The organism is Ruegeria sp. HKCCA5491 (assembly GCF_013034565.1).
In the GTDB taxonomy this organism is placed as follows: Bacteria; Pseudomonadota; Alphaproteobacteria; order Rhodobacterales; family Rhodobacteraceae; genus Ruegeria.
The window spans coordinates 97361-114369 of record NZ_WQGG01000002.1; the positions used below are offsets into that span (position 1 = coordinate 97361).

The 17009-nt window shown below is 58.5% G+C and carries 14 protein-coding genes; 3 read left to right on the top strand and 11 right to left on the bottom strand.

What is annotated here, in order from left to right; all coding sequences use genetic code 11:
• Window positions 1–13: 13 nt before the first annotated feature.
• Genes bhcC through bhcA form a run of 3 tightly spaced genes read right to left on the bottom strand, consistent with a single transcriptional unit; the run spans window position 14 to window position 3362 of the window.
• Window positions 14–1177: a 3-hydroxy-D-aspartate aldolase BhcC gene (bhcC, locus tag GOV88_RS04225; protein ID WP_171239634.1), complete on the bottom strand. Its 1164-nt coding sequence runs from the start codon at window positions 1175–1177 to the stop codon at window positions 14–16.
• Window positions 1178–1188: 11 nt separating this feature from the next.
• Complete coding sequence (gene bhcB / locus GOV88_RS04230; protein WP_171122306.1) at window positions 1189–2160, bottom strand: beta-hydroxyaspartate dehydratase BhcB; 972 nt, start codon at window positions 2158–2160, stop codon at window positions 1189–1191.
• A gap of 11 nt (window positions 2161–2171) precedes the next feature.
• The gene (bhcA, locus tag GOV88_RS04235) at window positions 2172–3362 is read right to left on the bottom strand and encodes an L-aspartate--glyoxylate aminotransferase BhcA (RefSeq protein WP_171239635.1); all 1191 of its coding nucleotides are present in this window, start codon (window positions 3360–3362) and stop codon (window positions 2172–2174) included.
• 229 nt (window positions 3363–3591) lie between these two features.
• Between bhcA and GOV88_RS04240 the strand changes: the two genes are divergently transcribed.
• Entirely contained in the window at window positions 3592–4389 is a 798-nt protein-coding gene (locus GOV88_RS04240; protein ID WP_171239636.1) for an IclR family transcriptional regulator, read from the top strand.
• Here GOV88_RS04240 and GOV88_RS04245 read toward each other — a convergent pair.
• Window positions 4360–5103: a rhomboid family intramembrane serine protease gene (locus GOV88_RS04245; RefSeq protein WP_171239637.1), complete on the bottom strand. Its 744-nt coding sequence runs from the start codon at window positions 5101–5103 to the stop codon at window positions 4360–4362. The genes GOV88_RS04240 and GOV88_RS04245 overlap by 30 nt on opposite strands.
• Window positions 5104–5145: 42 nt before the next feature.
• Window positions 5146–8547, bottom strand: coding sequence for a bifunctional proline dehydrogenase/L-glutamate gamma-semialdehyde dehydrogenase PutA (gene putA, locus GOV88_RS04250; protein WP_171239638.1), 3402 nt, complete (start codon window positions 8545–8547; stop codon window positions 5146–5148).
• A gap of 103 nt (window positions 8548–8650) precedes the next feature.
• Between putA and GOV88_RS04255 the strand changes: the two genes are divergently transcribed.
• Entirely contained in the window at window positions 8651–9127 is a 477-nt protein-coding gene (locus tag GOV88_RS04255; protein WP_170411303.1) for an Lrp/AsnC ligand binding domain-containing protein, read from the top strand.
• Between the two features lie 42 nt (window positions 9128–9169).
• A complete protein-coding gene (locus GOV88_RS04260; protein WP_171120376.1) occupies window positions 9170–9736 on the top strand; it encodes a tetratricopeptide repeat protein in 567 nt (188 codons plus the stop codon).
• 46 nt (window positions 9737–9782) lie between these two features.
• On the opposite strand, the gene GOV88_RS04265 is transcribed toward GOV88_RS04260, so the two are convergent.
• From GOV88_RS04265 to GOV88_RS04290, 6 genes are all read right to left on the bottom strand, one after another.
• Entirely contained in the window at window positions 9783–11672 is a 1890-nt protein-coding gene (locus GOV88_RS04265; protein WP_171239639.1) for a PhoX family phosphatase, read from the bottom strand.
• Between the two features lie 221 nt (window positions 11673–11893).
• Window positions 11894–12886 (bottom strand): ABC transporter ATP-binding protein, encoded by a 993-nt coding sequence (locus GOV88_RS04270; RefSeq protein ID WP_171239640.1) that lies wholly within the window; start codon window positions 12884–12886, stop codon window positions 11894–11896.
• Window positions 12883–13917 (bottom strand): Gfo/Idh/MocA family protein, encoded by a 1035-nt coding sequence (locus GOV88_RS04275; protein WP_171239641.1) that lies wholly within the window; start codon window positions 13915–13917, stop codon window positions 12883–12885. Before GOV88_RS04275 ends, GOV88_RS04270 begins: the two co-directional genes overlap by 4 nt.
• The gene (locus GOV88_RS04280; protein ID WP_170384640.1) at window positions 13914–14753 is read right to left on the bottom strand and encodes a carbohydrate ABC transporter permease; all 840 of its coding nucleotides are present in this window, start codon (window positions 14751–14753) and stop codon (window positions 13914–13916) included. Before GOV88_RS04280 ends, GOV88_RS04275 begins: the two co-directional genes overlap by 4 nt.
• Window positions 14754–14763: 10 nt before the next feature.
• Entirely contained in the window at window positions 14764–15678 is a 915-nt protein-coding gene (locus GOV88_RS04285) for a carbohydrate ABC transporter permease (protein WP_171120388.1), read from the bottom strand.
• Window positions 15679–15743: 65 nt separating this feature from the next.
• On the bottom strand, window positions 15744–16997 hold the full coding sequence (locus tag GOV88_RS04290; protein WP_171120389.1) for an ABC transporter substrate-binding protein: 1254 nt from the start codon (window positions 16995–16997) through the stop codon (window positions 15744–15746).
• Window positions 16998–17009 lie beyond the last annotated feature (12 nt).

Sequence of the window (17009 nt, forward strand, 5' to 3'; positions counted from 1 at the left end):
TATCCCTCATTGCTCAGAACGCCTTTCCACGGGCCGAAACAGGCCAGAGCGTTTCAACCTTGCCGCCCCGCACACCCACATACCAGTCATGGACGTTGCAGGTTGGGTCACAATGACCGGGAACCAGACGCAGCTTGTCGTTGACCTTGAGAACATTGCCGGGATCACCGATCACGCCGTGTTCATCCGAGCATTTGAGGTATTCGACATCATCGCGCCCAAAGATGAACGGCAAGCCGCTATCGACGGACTGCGCCTTTAGACCTGCATCACAGATCGCCTTATCTGCTTTGGCGTGGCTCATGACGCTTGTTAGGATAAACAACGCATTTTCCCACTCACCCTGGTCGATCCGCTTGCCATCCTTGTCCAGAATACGGCCATAGTCGGCATCCATGAAGGCGTAGGAGCCGCATTGTAGCTCGTTGTAAACACCTGAATTGCTTTCGAAATAATACGACCCGGTGCCGCCGCCCGAGACCAGCTCGCAGTCGATTCCTGCGGCCTTCAACCCGTCAACTGCGTCTTCTACCATCGCGATTGCAGCATCCAGTTTCTCTTTTCGGGCCTCGTACGTGTCGAGATGCTGCATTGCGCCCTGATACGCCTGAATGCCTGTGAATTTCAGGTTTGGGGCTGCCACGACCGCCTCGGCGATCTCGATTACAGCCGGAGTTGTGGTCACGCCGCACCGCCCCGCGCCGCAGTCGATTTCGACCAGAACCTCTAATTCGGTGCCGTTGCTGACTGCCGCAGCGGACAGGTCCGCGACGTTATTGACGTCGTCCACACAGACGATGGTGCGCGCTCCGGTCTTGGGCAGTCGCGCCAGGCGGTCGATCTTGGCCGGGTCACGCACCTGATTTGATACAAGGATATCCTTGATGCCGCCGCGCGCAAAAACTTCTGCTTCCGAGACTTTCTGACAGCAGACACCCACCGCGCCGCCCAGCTTTTCCTGAAGTTTGGCGACATCAACGGACTTGTGCATCTTGCCGTGTACGCGGTGGCGCATGCCATGTGCCTTGGCATAGTCGCCCATCTTCCTGATATTCCGCTCCAGCGCGTCCAGATCGAGTATCAGGCACGGTGTTTGAATGTCTTTTTCGTCCATACCGATTGAGGCGGGGATGTCGAAGCCGACTTCGAGGTCGTCAAATTTCACAGGTTTGTTCATGTTATTCCTCCTTACCCTTTGAGCCAGGGCAGCTTGTCCAAATCCACGTTGCCGCCGGTGATGATTACGCCGACGCGTTTTCCGCGAAACACGTCCGGATTTTTGAGAATGGTTGCCAAAGGCACAGCCGAGGACGGCTCCATCACCACGCGCAAGTATTTCCACGTTAGTTTCATCGCCTCGATGATCTCATCCTCCGAGGCGGTGAAGATGTCGGTCACGTGGTTGGACACAAAGTGCCACGTGTTTTCCTTGAGCGGCACCAGCAGACCGTCGGCAACCGTTTTGGGCGCGTCGTCCGCGATAATGCGACCCGCCTTGAACGAACGATAAGCGTCATCCGCCTGTTCCGGCTCCGCGGCATAGATCGCTGTACCGGGAGCCAGGTTTGACACTGTTAAACAGGTTCCGGACACCATACCGCCGCCGCCAATCGGCGCAATGACCGCATCCACACCGTCGGTTTGTTCCAGCAGTTCTGCCGAACATGTCGCCTGCCCAGCGATCACGCGGGGGTCGTTATAGGGGTGGACGAATTCGCCGCCCGTTTTGGCCTGCACTTCGGCAAACGTCGCTTCGCGCGAGGTGGTCGACGGCTCGCACTCGGTAATCGTTCCGCCAAAGCGCCGGACCGCATCTTTCTTGGCCTGTGGTGCCGTGCGCGGCATGACCACGTGGCAGGGAATGCCCCGCCGCCCGGCCGCATACGACAGCGAAAGCGCGTGGTTGCCGCTGGAATGGGTGCAGACACCCTTTGCCGACATCTCATCGCTTAGGCCAAACACGGCGTTGCTTGCTCCGCGAACCTTGAAGGCGCCGGCCTCTTGAAAGTTCTCGCACTTGAAAAACAGATCGGCGCCTGTCAGGTCATTCAGGTAGTCGGACACCATGACCGGGGTTCGGCGGATATATGGTTTGATCCGTTCATGCGCCGCTCGCATGTCGTCGATTGTCAGCTTCGCGGCGGGGGTGTGATCCAGCATGATCAATCTCCTCAGGCTGCCGCCATTGCGTTGCCGGACGAGCCGGAACGATAGAATTCCTGCGCGGCCGCGACCCCGCTGCCCAGTGAGATCGGGTAATTCAGGTCCGCCATCGCCATTTCGATCGTGCTGAGGCCAGACAGGACCATCACGTCCGTCAGGCTGCCCAGATGACCGATGCGAAACGCCTTGCCGTTCAGTTGCCCAAGGCCGATCCCGAAGGACACGCCATATGCGTTGAACGCGTGATCTGTCAGGGCGTTGCTGTCGAACCCATCGGGGACATAGATTGCGCTGACCGTATCGGAATAAAGGTCGGGCGACTGTGCAACCAGCTTCAAGCCCCACGCGTCGGTGGCACGGCGAACCCCTTCGGCCAGCCGGTGGTGGCGGGCATAGACGTTGTCCAAACCTTCCTCAAACAGCATCTTAAGGCTTTCGCGCATCCCGTAGATCAGTTGCAGCGGCGGGGTATAGGGAAACCCGCCCGATGTATTCGCAGCCATCATGTCGCGGAAATCAAAAAAGGTGCGGGACAGCTTGGCGGACGCCATCGCCTCTTGCGCCTTTTCGCTGACACACAGGATCGCCATCCCGGTCGCCAGCATGAATCCTTTTTGCGACCCCGACACGGCGATATCGACGCCCCATGTGTCAAACTGAAATGGCACAGAGGCCAGCGAGCTTACGCAATCCACAAACAGCATCGCGGGATGGTTTGCGGAGTCCATGGCTTGACGCACAGCACCGATATCCGAAAGCACGCCGGTGGCGGTTTCGTTATGGGTCACCAGAACGGCGCGGATGTCGTGCGACGTGTCCTTGGCAAGGGCTGCTTGAAACAGGTCTGCTGGTGCACCTGTCCCCCAAGGGCAATCAATAATCTGCACGTCCAACCCGTGCCGTTGGCACAGGTCGATCCAGCGATGGCTGAAAACGCCACAACGGGCCACCAGAACCTTGTCTCCGGGGCTGAGGGTATTGGTGATCGCCGCTTCCCACCCGCCGGTGCCCGAGGCAGGGAATGTCACGATCTGACCGGTTTGAGTGCTGAAGACACGCTTTGTCTCTTCGAGAACAGGGGCGAACGTGTCGACAAAATCCGGTGCGCGGTGGTCTCGCGTTTGAACCTGCATGGCCAGCCGCAGCCGGTCGGGGATATTTGTCGGCCCTGGTATGAAGACCGGGTTTTGGTTGGACATCTTCTATTCCTCCGCTTTGGAGGACATTTTCCGGGATTATGCGGCGCCATGCAATTTTCTTGAAAAATATTTTCATTTTTGTCAAAAAATTTGTAACCGACGAAATTCGTGAAGATTTCCGTTTTTCATTTTGAAGGCGAATTTCAGCCGCGACAAAAAATATCGGGCAAAGGAGGAAGGGAAATTGGGACAAGAGCCGCAAAAAAGACCACGAGGTCGACCGAAATCCATGTTCAAGGAAAGCTCGGCCGGGACCATGCAGTCTTTGGATCGCGCGTTGGGCGTTATGACCACGGTTGCGCGCATGGAGCGGGCCGCGCTGAGTGATCTGGCCAGAGAGATCGGGGTCCCCACAGCCACTACGCACCGTATTCTGGTCACGTTGCAAAAACACGGCTTCGTCAGCTTTGACGAAGAGCGTCAGGAGTGGGTGATTGGCATCGAGGCATACAGAACCGGCGCGTCTTTCCTGCGTAGAAACAGCGTGATCGAGATCGGACGACCCATCCTGCGGCGCTTGATGCAGGACAGCGGTGAGACAGCCAATCTTGCGGTTCCCGATGGGTTCGAGGTTGTGTTTGTTGGGCAGGTCGAAACCGGGAACCCCATCCGGGCGTTTTTTCCGCCGGGGGCCCGGACCCCGATGTATGCATCGGGAACTGGCAAGGCGATCCTGGCCGAACTGGGCGAGGCCGGGTTGACCAAAGCGCTAGGCTTGGGGGAAACGGTTGCCTTTACCGAGAGTACCTTGCTGCCCGGGTCAAAGTTGCAGTCGGACTTGGCGCTGACGCGAAAGCGGGGCTGGTCGCATGATCGGGAAGAGCGCTATGAAGGCATGTCCTGCATTGGCGCGGCGATATTCAATGACCGTGCCGAGCCCTGTGCCGGGATATCCGTGTCCGGCCCGACTGTGCGATTCAAAGCGGACCGCGCGCCGGACTTGGGCGGGTTGGTTATGGCCGCTGCCCGGGAAATCACTGAACTAAGCGGCGGGCGTCTACCTGCGCGGAATGCGGGGAATGCGTGATTGCGAGAACTTGTAGGTCTGCTCTGGGTGGGGTGGATGGCCGTGTGTCCGGTTCCAGTATCTGATGCCACCGCGCCGCAACCACAAGGGAATACTCAGCACCAAACCGACGAAGAAACCGCCTGTATGCGCCCAATATGCAATCCCCCCTTCGTCCGGGTTGCTGGAGAGGCTGCCCAGAAACTGCATGCCAAGCCAGACCCCAAGCATGACAAAAGCCGGAATGGTGAAAACGCGAATATAAACGATCAGGATCAACAGGATATCGACCTGCGCCTTGGGGAACAGCAGCAAATAGCCGCCCATCACTCCGGCAATCGCGCCCGATGCACCGATTGTGGGAACCAATGAGCCGGGGGCTGTCAGGACGTGAATCAGGCCAGCGCCGATCCCGGCGGCCAGATAGAACAGAAGGAAGGGTAGGTGGCCCATCTCATCTTCGAGGTTGTCGCCAAAGATCCACAGAAACAGCATGTTGCCGATCAGGTGCATCCAGCCCCCGTGCAGGAACATTGATGTCACCAAAGTATCGAACGCAAATCCGTCAGTGATCCGAGCCGGAATAACGGCGTAATCATAGTAAATCTGGTTGATTAGTCGCGCGTCGTCCATGGCGCCTGCATAGCTGATAAAGATCAGAATATTCGCCGCCATTAGCAGGTAAACGACGAACGGAGTGCGCCCCGAAGGGTTATGATCGCGGATCGGAAACATGGCGCGACGCTGGGCTTTCCTTAGCCCAGCGTCAAGGTCTGTTTAGGCCGCGCCACCCAGCAACGCCGCGTTACCCCCTGCGGCGGTTGTGTCGACGCAGACGTGGCGCTCGGCCTGTACTCGGGCCTTGTCTGGCAAGCCAGGGATCAGGGGCAGGATCGGACCAGTGCGGCGGGCCAGATGCCGTTCAATGTCTCGGGCCGTGGCTTCATCACCCCACCACAAAACGCCGGAGATACCTGTCGCATTTTCAAGCCGATGCAGATCGATCGTACCTGTGGCGCGGATTGCTGAACCGCCCAATTCCTGCACGGCCACCGCTTGTGCCTGAACTGCAGCCTCACCCGGCCCCATACACAATAGAGGCGGGCGGGGGAACTCGCTGAGGCGGTTGGATTCTCCGGTGGGGCCGGGCAGGGAACGGGTTTGAACTGATGCCGGTTCGCCGTCCGGGGCAGGCATGCCGCCCATTGTTGCATCCCACGTCCCGGCGCTGTTCTGGCGGTCGGGTGCGCGGAAACGGGTCATGTAGTTTGGGCCACCGGCCTTGGGGCCAGTCCCGGAAAGCCCTTCACCACCAAAAGGTTGCGATCCGACAATCGCTCCAATCTGGTTACGGTTCACATAGATATTGCCTGCGTGAACGGCTTCGGTGATGTGCTGAACACGGTCGTCAATGCGCGTGTGCAAGCCAAAGGTCAGGCCGTACCCCGTGGCATTGATGTCAGCGATCACCTGATCAATCTCGGACGCCTTGAACCGAACGACATGCAGAACCGGGCCGAAAATTTCTCGTTCGAGCGCGGCAATGCCGGGGATTTCAATAAGCGTCGGTGCGACGAATGTGCCGTCGGGCGGCGTTGGCATCTCTTTTAGGATGCGCCCGTCCCGACGGGCCGTTGCAACGTGATCCGTGATGACCTGCCGTGCATCGTTGTCGATAACAGGGCCGCAATCGGTTGAAATCAACCATGGGTCGCCAACCTGCAGGGCCTCCATCGCGCCCTTCAGCATCGTCAGCAGGTCGTCCGCAATGTCCTCTTGCACATAAAGGCACCGAAGGGCCGAGCAACGCTGACCCGCCGATTGAAACGCGCTTTCGATGATGGATTGCACGGCTTGTTCTGGCAGGGCAGTGCTGTCCACTATCATGGCATTCAGTCCGCCGGTTTCCGCGATCAACGGGGTGCCGGGCCGCAGGTTTTCTGCCATTGCCTCGCGGATTTTCAGCGCTGTCGCGGTCGAGCCTGTAAAAGCCACGCCCGAAACCCGCGCATCCGAGGTCAGTGCCGCACCCACCGTAGGGCCACCCGGCAGCAACTGCAGAACATCCAGTGGCACACCTGCTTCATGCATCAACTGCACGGCGCGATGCGCGATCAGGGGTGTTTGCGGGGCGGGTTTGGCCAGTACAGCGTTACCAGTGGCAAGCGCCGCCGCAATCTGACCGGTGAAAATGGCCAGCGGAAAGTTCCACGGGCTGATGCATGTGAAGGTTCCAGCAGGCGCAAGATCAGGAATATTCGCAGCATAGTACCGCAGGAAATCAACGGCTTCGCGCAGTTCAGCAACTGCATCCGGAAGCGATTTCCCAGCCTCCCGGGACAACAGCGCAAAAAGCTCGCCGTAATGGTCTTCGTACAGATCGGCAGCGGCGTTCAGGATGCGGGACCGCTCGGTCGCTGGCGATTGCCATGGCGCCGCAGAGGCCAGCGCCAGTTCGACGTCCTCGGCGCTTGCTGGGGCGACAGCGCCGGGCCGGTCCTGAGGTTGGGCCGGATTGATGACAGGCTGGTCGTCCTCGGGCGTGGCATCCCCGGACAAAAGTGGCCGCGCGTACCAGTGATGTGCTCGGAACCAGTCGCGGGCGGCGTCGATCCGATCCAGTGTGGGCGTGTGTTGCAAGTCAAACCCGCTCGAGTTCGGGCGCTCGGGCTGAAACAGTTCAGGTCCGGTGGGCAGTGGCCGTGCCGGTTCGCGGATATCGTTGAACGGGTCGGCGGCGACTTCTTCCGGCGGCACAGTCTCATCCACAATCTGATTCACGAAAGATGAATTCGCACCGTTCTCCAACAGTCGGCGCACCAGATACGCCAACAGGTCGCGATGCGCACCGACCGGAGCGTAGATACGGCAGCGGGTAGAGTTCTGATCTTTGACCAACCCGTGCAGCGTTTCGCCCATCCCGTGCAGGCGCTGGAATTCATAGGGTTGATCCTTGGCCATATTCAGGATCGCGCTGACGGTATGCGCGTTGTGGGTGGCGAATTGCGGATAGATCCGGTCGGTCATACCCAGCAATTTGCGCGCATTGGCGATGTAGGAAATATCGGTCGCCGCCTTGCGGGTGAAGACAGGGAAGCCATCGACGCCTTCGACCTGCGCACGCTTGATCTCGGTATCCCAATAGGCCCCTTTGACCAACCGGACCATCAACTTGCGATCGTGGCGTTGGGCCATGTCATAAAGTGTGTCCAAGACGATCCCGGCGCGTGGGCCATATGCCTGAACCACGACCCCGAACCCGTTCCATCCGGTCAGGGCGGGCTCGGACATGACCTCTTCTATGACCTGCAGCGACAGGGACAGGCGGTCGGCTTCTTCGGCATCTACGTTCAGGCCCATCCCGGCGGCCTTGGCCAGCAGGCAGAGCGCACGCAGGCGGGGCACAAGCTCATCCATCACGCGCTGTTCCTGCGCCAGTTCATAACGCGGGTGCAGCGCCGACAGCTTCACCGAAATTCCCGGATTGGCGCGTATGTCGTCATGGGTGCAAGCATCGGCAATGGCCGCAATCGCGCGCGAATAGGACAGGTGATAGCGGGCAGCATCGGCCTCGGTCCGGGCGGCCTCGCCCAGCATGTCGTAGGAATAGGTATAGCCCTTGGCTTCCATCCCCTTGGCGCGGTCCATTGCGGCTTGGATGGTTTCGCCCAGTACGAACTGACGGCCCATTTCTTTCATGGCCCGGCCTACGGCCGTGCGGATCACCGGCTCACCCAATCGCTTGATTGCGCCGCGCAGGGCACCGACCGGAGACAATTTGCCTTCATCCAGAACCTTGCCCGTCAACATCAAGGCCCAGGTTGAGGCATTGACCAGCGAGGACGAGGACTGCCCCAGATGTTTACCCCAATCGGATGGCGCAATCTTATCCTCGATCAGCGCGTCGATCGTGTCGGCATCGGGGACACGCAACAGTGCTTCGGCCAGGCACATCAAGGCCACGCCTTCGTCAGTGGACAGGCCGTATTCGGCCAGAAATACCTCCATCATGCCGGGCGACGTGCTGGAACGAATATCGCGCACCAACTGAGCGGCAGAGGCGCATATGGACTGACGATCGGCTTGGGTCAGATCAGACTGTGCAATCAGGTGGGCCAGTATGGCTGACTGATCGGCATAGGTCTGACCGTCGATATGGGCGCGCAGGCTGTGTGACATGTATCCTCCGGGGCTTTTGATAAATATAGGGTCGATTTCACAGGAGGATTGCCTTATTTCTTTCCAAACTAAGGCGAATGGACTGAAGTTTTGGGAGAATACAGTGCAAAAAGACTTTCCCGGTCTTGATCGGTTCGATCAGTCAATTCTGACGATTCTGTCTGAGGATGGGCGCATCCCCATCGCTGACCTTGCGCGGCGGATTGGGTTGTCGAAATCGCCCACTCAAGCACGTGTGAAGAGACTTGAGGCCGATGGCATCATCACCGGATATCGCGCCTTGCTTGACCCGATCCGCCTTGGTCTGGACCACGTGGCCTTTGTCGAGGTGCGTCTGACAGATACTCGCGAAAAGGCATTGGCCGAGTTCAATGCGGCGGTGCGCAAAGTGGCCGAGATTGAGCAAGCCCATATGATTGCATCGAATTTCGACTATCTTCTGAAAATTCGCACCGGTTCGATGTCCGAGTATCGGGCCGTTCTGGCCGAGAAAATTTCGTCGTTACCCCATGTGGCCAGCACGTCGACCTTTGTTGCGATGGAGGCGGTGAAGGAAACCGGCGTCTCGGGCGCGTTCTGAAGGCTGGGTTGACGAAAGCCGTGCAAGCGTCACCATTGCTGTATGAAACAGCTTTTCCTTGCCTCTGCCTTTGTTGCCGCAACCTCGGGTGCTGCCTTTGCCGATGATTGCCCCATGGCACCGGATCATTCTGCTGGAGTGACCGGGTTGATCTCGCAGATACAACAGGCCGAAAACGAACAGGCCGCCCGCGCGCTGTCCAATCAATTGTGGGAGTTCTGGACGGATGCACCGGACGAAACGGCTCAGGCCGTTCTGGACCGGGGTATGACGCGTCGGAATGCATGGGATTTGTTGGGCGCGATCGAGGATTTCGACAAGCTGATCGAGTACTGCCCGTCCTACGCCGAGGGATATAACCAGCGTGCCTTTGCCCATTATCTGAGGCAGGATTTTCAGGCGGCATTGCCCGACCTGGACCGGGCTATTGAGCTGTCACCGAACCACGTCGCCGCGATAAGTGGCCGTGCGTTGACGTTGATGGGTCTTCAGCGAACGGACGAAGCGCGAGAAGCTCTGCAGCAGGCATTGGAGTTGAACCCATGGCTGTCAGAGCGTCACCTGATGGCTCCGGGCGGGCCGTTGGCTTTGCCGGGCGAGGATATCTGACAGCGCCCTCACCCGTATTCGGAAGAGGGCACCACCAAAAGATGTATTAGCCGACCAAGCCGTTGTCATTCCGCTTGATAGCGATGATCGAAGACCGTGGCGTTCCGCCATCGGGCCAATTGCTGCCGGGGTGTTGAATTCCGACGAACATTGTCCGCAGGTCGGTTGACCACGCGAGCCCAGTGACTTCGCACCCATTCGGACCCGTCATAAAGCGCGCGATCTCTCCGGTGATCGGATCACCAACCAGCATCTGGTTGTTCCCGTTTCCGGCAAAGTCCTCGGCGTTGTTGTCATTGCCGTCTGTCTGAATCCAGATCAGTCCGGTTGTGTCGATGACCATGCCATCCGGCGAATTGAACAGGTTGCCTTCATTGACATTGGGCGACCCGGCATAAGCATCCGTATGCACGGTTGGGTTGCCGGCCATGACGTAGAGATCCCATTCGAACGTATCTGCTGCGTGGTCGTCGTTGCTTGGGCGCCAGCGCACGATCTGGCCGTATTTGTTAGCCTCACGCGGGTTGGGTCCATTGACCGGGGTATCGTCGCCGCCTGCGTTTGGCTTGATGCCTCGGTTTTTGTTGTTGGTCAGGCAGCAATATGCCTCGACCGCAACCGGGCTGGAGGCAACCCATTCGGGGCGGTCCATGGTCGTGGCACCCACTTTCGAGGCCGCGAGACGCGTGAAGATCGAAATCTCTGCGGCGTCCATGTCTGTTGTTTCGGGCGTCAAAGGCAGCCATTCGCCCGACAGGTCGTCGTCGAACTTGGCTGCGTATAAGGTGCCGTCGTTCAGCAGGCTCTCGGTCTCGCCGCCCGGCTGATAGGTGCCGTTCGAGACGAACTTGTACAAGTACTCGCCCCGCTCATCGTCGCCCATGTAGACGACCACACGACCATCCGCGGCCAGAGTTACCTCGGCGTTTTCGTGCTTGAAGCGGCCCAGACCGGTATGCTTGACAGGTGTGCTGTCGGGTTTGGTCGGGTCGATTTCCACGATCCAGCCTACGCGGTGGGGTTCATTCGGGTTTTTCGACGTGTCGAAACGCGGGTCAAACAGTTCGTAGCCGTTCCAGCTTTTGGCTTTGACGCCATAGCGCGCATATCCGTCCGCGACCGGTTTATCGTAAACGGCGGTTTCATCGGACGATCCGAAATAGCCGTTAAAATTCTCTTCGCAGGTCAGGTAGGTGCCCCAAGGCGTTTTGCCTGCACCACAATTGTTCATGGTGCCCAGCGACGTCGTGCCAGTAGGGTCAGCCTTGGTTTTCAACAGGTCGTGACCAGCAGCGGGACCCACGATTTTCATAGGCGTATTGTGGTGGATGCGGCGATTGAACGGGCTGTCCTTTACCACAGACCATCCGTCAGCAGCCTCCTTGACCTCCATCACCGTAACGCCCTGAATGTTCTGCATTTTCAGAACGTCGCCTGCGTTGGCGGGAACACCTTCTTGCGCAGAGGGAAGGTTGATGCCGTTATTTGGGAACTCATGGTTGATCGCGATCAGTTCGTGACCCTGATATGAAAAGCTCTCCATCCCGTCTGTGTTTTCGCCAAAGATACGGTCGGATTTTTCAACCGGGCCACCGTCGGCGATGTCATAGCCATCCGCGTCCGAAAACAGCGGGTCGCCCCAGCGCATCAGCACCTTCCAGTCATACCCTTCGGGCACATGTACGGTCCCGTCGGTTTGCGCGGGAATAGGGGTGAAGGCAAAGCGCGAGGCCTCGACCGCCTGCGCCGATGTCGACCCCATTAGACCGGCGCCCATCGCCGCCGCGCCCGAGCCGAACGCCAGAACGCCACCCAGAAACCCTCGGCGAGAAATGGCGCTTTCGACGGCGCGGTCAAATTCGTTTTCCTCGGGGCGGGGAAAGTGCAGTTCGTCCCAATCGTCTGCAGAGAGAGACATGCGATCAGCGTCTTTCATGGGGTGGCTCCTGGCTGTAAATGGATAGCAATGAAACGGACTTAGTGCCCCATTGTGACAGTGGAATAACGGTCCTGCAAATGTGTCTGTCCGGTCTTCTGTCAGGCCGACATTGCCAGATATATATGTTCCACCACACCGTAATTCCAACCAAAGCGCCGCAATTTGCAGCTTTGGTGCTTGTTCAGGCGCTTCAGGTTTTGGGGTGTTAATGGGCGCGCCTAACGCAAACGCTGCCCATTGGTGTCAAACCGATAAGCTTTGTCGGCGGTATAAGCGAATCGCAGTTCCTCGCCTTCGCTGATCGCGTGCTGGCCGAACAAGCGGGCGGTGACGGAATGGTCGTTGACCTTGGCGATAACGTTTGTATCGCCGCCCAGCTTTTCGACATGGCTGACGCGCGCTTTCAGCGGGCCGTCATCCGACAGAAATAGGTCTTCAGGCCGAATGCCGATGGTGTTTTGACCTTCGCCCAACATCCCCTCGGGCAAGAAATTCATTGACGGCGACCCAAGGAACCCGGCGACGAACTGGTTGGCGGGGTTGTTGTACAAGTCCATCGGAGTGCCGATCTGCTCAACCCGCCCGTCACGCAGCACGACGATCTTGTCGGCCAGCGTCATCGCCTCGGTCTGGTCGTGGGTGACATAGATCATCGAAGCATCAAGCGCGCGGTGCAGGTTTGCGATCTCGATCCGGGTGTTCATCCGTAGGGCGGCGTCCAGATTGGACAGCGGTTCATCGAACAGGAACAGTTTCGGCTCGCGCACAATAGCGCGCCCGATGGCGACGCGCTGCCTTTGACCGCCGGACAGTTCCGAGGGGTAGCGATCCAGATATTCCTCAAGGTTCAGCATCCGGCTGGCCGTGGCGACACGTTCCTCAATCACCGCTTTGGATTGCTTCTCTTGTTTCAAAGCCAGCGTCATGTTCCCACGCACGTTCAGATGGGGGTAGAGCGCATAGCTTTGAAAAACCATCGCGATCCCGCGTTTCGACGGCGGCACCAGATTGACCGTTTGCCCGTCGATATTGATCTCGCCCGAGGACGCATCTTCCAACCCTGCGATCACGCGCAGCAGGGTGGACTTGCCGCAGCCCGAGGGGCCGACGAAGACGACGAACTCACCTTCCTCCACCTCAAGCGAAATGTCTTTCAGGACATGAACCTCGCCAAAGGACTTGTTCACATTAGTCAGGGTCAGAGCGGTCATGTCGTGGGCTCCTTGAGCGAAACGGGCTGGCCGGTGCGGATGCTTTCATCGGCAGCCAGACAAATGGCAAGGGATTGGACGGCGTCATTCATATGGCGCGTCAGGTCGATATCGTCAGCGATGGCGCGCAGCATAAAGGCTTGTTCGGCGTCACACAGTTCCTGGTGGCCGGGCTCATTCGGCATGTCGACGGTACGGTCGCCGCCCGGCGTGTGGATCAGCAGGCCACCAACCTTGGTGTGCCCGTCGATATCCGCTGAAGCGCCCTTGTTGCCGTCGGTGATCGAGACCGAGCCGTTGGGCGAGACAATGTCTTTTACGAAAAACGCAGTCTCGGACATCATCGGGCCCCATCCGGCCTCGTACCAGCCGACCGATCCGTCGTCGAAGATCACCTGAAACTGGCCGTAGTTATACATGTCCTCGGCGATCTCATCAGACAGGCGCAGGCCCATGCCATGCACACGGACCGGCTGTGCATCAGTGATCTGGCACATCACATCCACATAATGCACACCGCAATCCACGATGGGCGAGGTGGTCTGCATCAGCGCCTTATGCGTCTCCCACTCCGCACCCGAGGATTGCTGGTTCAGGTTCAGGCGGAACACGTAAGGCCCGCCCAAATCGCGTGCTTCGGCAATCAAGCGCATCCACGAGGGGTGATGGCGGAGGATATAGCCCACGACCAGCTTTCGGTTCAGCCGTGTGGCGGTTTCCACCACGCGCCGCGCATCGGCGACATTGGTGGCCAGCGGTTTTTCTACAAAGACATGCGCGCCTGCCTCCATCGCGGCGCAGGCGAAATCGGCGTGGCTGTCGGAATAGGTGGCGACGACCACCAGATCGGGTTTGGTCTCGGCCAGCGCGGTCTGGAAATCCGAATAAGCGGAGTAGTGGCCCAGTTCGGGGTGGTCTACATGGCCCGACCGATTCACCAGCCCGACGATCTGTGCATTGGGGTGGTTATGTTGGGCCAGCGCGTGGCTCAGGCCCATATTCCCAAGGCCAGCGATCAGAACTTTGGTCATTTGACAGCTCCTGAAGTGATGCCGCGGATCAATTGGCGCGAGAAAATGACATAGAGGATCAGTACCGGCAGGATCGCCATGGACAGCGCCGATAGAACCGCGTTCCAGTCCGTAACGAACTGGCCGATGAAGACCTGACTGCCCAGTGTGAGCGTCTTGGTCTCTTCGGCCGGGGCAAGGATCAGCGGGAACCACAGATCATTCCAGATCGGGATCATGTTGAACACAGCCACGGTCGCCATCGCGGGCCGGACCAAAGGCAGCACCAGCCGGAAAAAGATCGTGTATTCCGACAGCCCGTCGATGCGCCCTGCGTTTTTCAGATCATCACTGACCTGTCGCATGAACTCGGACAGGATGAACACCGCCAGCGGTAACCCTTGTGCCGTGTAGACCAGTATCAGCGCCCACAACGTGTTCACCAACCCGGTCGCCACCATCATCTCAAGGATTGCCACGGTGCCGATGCGGATCGGGATCATGATCCCCAGCGCCAGATACAGCCCCATCACCAAATTGCCCTTGAATTGGTATTCCGACAGCGCATAAGCCGCCATCGCGCCGAACAGCAGAATAAAGAACAGCGACGCCACGGTGACGATCATCGAATTCTGGAAATAGAGGAAGAAATCCCCCTGCTTCATCACTGTCTCATACCCGATCATCGAAAAACTGTCGGCATTCGGCAGCGCAAGTGGTTCCCGAAAGATCGCGCGGCGGGATTTGAAGCTGTTGATCAGGATCACAAAGACCGGGAACAGGGCGATCAGCGTATAGAGGATCAGCGCCCCGTGCATTGCGGCGGTGTTGATCGGGTTATGGCGTGCTTTGTTCATTTCAGCCCCCTCACATCTGGTATCGGCGCATCCGGGTCTGGATGCCGAAGAGGTAAATACAGACGCCCACAAGGATGATCGCGAACATGGCCCCGGCGATGGCCGACCCCATATGCGGATCGCCCAGTTGCAACTGGAAGCCAAAGAAGGTGCGGTACATGAAGGTACCCAGAATATCGGTCGAGAAATCCGGCCCCGCCAGCGCGCCCTGCGCGGCATAGATCAGATCGAACGCGTTGAAGTTCCCCACGAAAGTCAGGATCGAGATGATGCCGATCGACGGCAGGATCAGCGGCAGCTTGATTTTCCAAAAGGCCGAGGCCCCGGTGATGCCGTCAATCTCTCCGGCCTCAAGGATTTCTTCGGGGATGGTCAGCAGGGCAGCATAGATCAGCATCATCGGGATGCCCACAAATTGCCAGACCGAGATCAGCGCCAGTGTGGTCAGGGCGTATTCCTCTTTCCCCAACCACGGTGCGAACAGGGATTTCAGGCCCACGGCATCCAACATCGAAGGTGCGATGCCCCAGATGGGAGACAGGATCAGCTTCCACGCAAAGCCAACGATCACAAAGCTCAGGATCGTCGGGATGAAAATTGCCGACCGGTACAGCGCCGAGAACCGCAGGCGTGGATGGCTGAGCAGCGCCGCCAATGCGATCCCGATGGGGTTTTGCACCAGCATATGGATCAGGAAGAACCAGAAATTGTTGCCTAAGGCGTTCCAGAACTGCTCGGACCAGATCGGATCGAAAAACAGGGTTTGAAAGTTCTGCAATCCAACGAACACGCGGCTTTGATCAATCTCTGTATACAGTGCCAGACGCAGCGTGTTGAACAGCGGGAAGATCATCACTGCCGTATAAACCAGCACGGCAGGTGCCAGAAATACAACGATATGCCAGCGGAAGCGGGGGCGGTTCATGGATCAGCTTTCAAAGGAGTAAAGGGTGTACCCGGGCGAACAGTTCCGCCCGGGTATGTGTCAGCTTACTGATGCGGTGCGTACCACGAGGCCAGACCCTCTTGCAGCCGTGCGCCTGCATCGGCGGGGCTTTCCGCGCCTTTGACGACCTGAGCCGCAGCGTTCCAGGTTTCGTTCTCAAGGTTCGGCGTGCCGCGCGACAGGATCTGATAGGTAGACCGGATTGTCGAGCCGCAGTCATTCCGCCAGCTTACAAATTCCTGCGCCAGCGGATCTTCCATCGCGATGTCGTGGCTCGACAGTGAGAAGAAGCCCGGCAGAGCGTTGGCATAGATCGTGGCGAATTCCGACGTGCCCATCCAGTCAAGGAAGGTGCGCGCTGCTTCGGCATTCTCCGACGCTGCGTTCAGACCCATCGCAATGTCCGTGTGGTCAGAGATGTAGCATCCGTCGCCCGCATTACGGACCGGGGGCTTGAACGCGCCCATTTCGAAATCGGCCTGTGCGTTGAAGCCCGAAATCTCCCACGAACCGGCCGGATAAATCGCGGCGCGTCCAAGGGTAAAGATGTTCTGGCTGTCGGGGTAGGTCTGTGCCTCAAACCCGTCGCCCAGATAGTCTTTCCAGCGCGCAATGGTCTCATACGGCTCGACCCACTGCGGATCGGTCAAGGACTGCTCGCCCGATATCAGCGCCAGACGGCCTTCTTCGCCCTTCCAGTAGTTGGGGCCGATATTCTGGTAGCCCATCGTGGCGGCTTCCCACTGGTCGTTGGTCCCCATCGCCATCGGAATATAGGTGCCGTCTTCCTTGAACTTGTCCAAAGCGGCAAAGAACTCGTCTTCCGTCGTGGGAACGTCGACACCCAACTCGGCAAAAGCGTCTTTGTTGTAGATGAACCCGTGGATCACCGATGCCATCGGCACGCAGAACGTGGCGGAGCCGTCATCGTTCTGCCATGCGGATTTCGCCACATCCGAAAAGTTGTCCATCGCACCCAGATCGCTCAGATCCGCCAGGTTTCCGTTTTCAAACAGCAAAAGCGACGTGTCGAAGGGGCGGCAGGTAATGAGATCGCCCGCAGAGCCAGCTTCCAGTTTTGCGTTCAGAACCGCGTTGTATTCCGCAGGGGCAGAGGGCGTGAAGTTCACCTTGATGCCCGGATTGGCGGCTTCGAATGCCGGGATGATCTTTTCCTGCCACAGCGTCAGGTCGTCGTTGCGCCAGCTTTCGATGGTCAGCGTCACGTCCTCGGCCAAGGCCGAAGTGGCCATAAGCGTTGTGCCCAATAGGGCAAGTTTCAGGCTTTTGCGTTTCATTGTATTCTCCCA

Coding starts and splice junctions, on each gene's coding strand:
- GOV88_RS04290 (WP_171120389.1), bottom strand. CDS start 16,997: ATGAAACGCAAAAGCCTGAAACTTGCCCTATTGGGCACAACGCTTATG.
- putA (WP_171239638.1), bottom strand. CDS start 8,547: ATGTCACACAGCCTGCGCGCCCATATCGACGGTCAGACCTATGCCGAT.
- GOV88_RS04270 (WP_171239640.1), bottom strand. CDS start 12,886: ATGACCGCTCTGACCCTGACTAATGTGAACAAGTCCTTTGGCGAGGTT.
- GOV88_RS04285 (WP_171120388.1), bottom strand. CDS start 15,678: ATGAACCGCCCCCGCTTCCGCTGGCATATCGTTGTATTTCTGGCACCT.
- bhcA (WP_171239635.1), bottom strand. CDS start 3,362: ATGTCCAACCAAAACCCGGTCTTCATACCAGGGCCGACAAATATCCCC.
- GOV88_RS04240 (WP_171239636.1), top strand. CDS start 3,592: ATGTTCAAGGAAAGCTCGGCCGGGACCATGCAGTCTTTGGATCGCGCG.
- GOV88_RS04275 (WP_171239641.1), bottom strand. CDS start 13,917: ATGACCAAAGTTCTGATCGCTGGCCTTGGGAATATGGGCCTGAGCCAC.
- GOV88_RS04265 (WP_171239639.1), bottom strand. CDS start 11,672: ATGAAAGACGCTGATCGCATGTCTCTCTCTGCAGACGATTGGGACGAA.
- GOV88_RS04245 (WP_171239637.1), bottom strand. CDS start 5,103: ATGTTTCCGATCCGCGATCATAACCCTTCGGGGCGCACTCCGTTCGTC.
- GOV88_RS04280 (WP_170384640.1), bottom strand. CDS start 14,753: ATGAACAAAGCACGCCATAACCCGATCAACACCGCCGCAATGCACGGG.
- bhcC (WP_171239634.1), bottom strand. CDS start 1,177: ATGAACAAACCTGTGAAATTTGACGACCTCGAAGTCGGCTTCGACATC.
- bhcB (WP_171122306.1), bottom strand. CDS start 2,160: ATGCTGGATCACACCCCCGCCGCGAAGCTGACAATCGACGACATGCGA.
- GOV88_RS04260 (WP_171120376.1), top strand. CDS start 9,170: ATGAAACAGCTTTTCCTTGCCTCTGCCTTTGTTGCCGCAACCTCGGGT.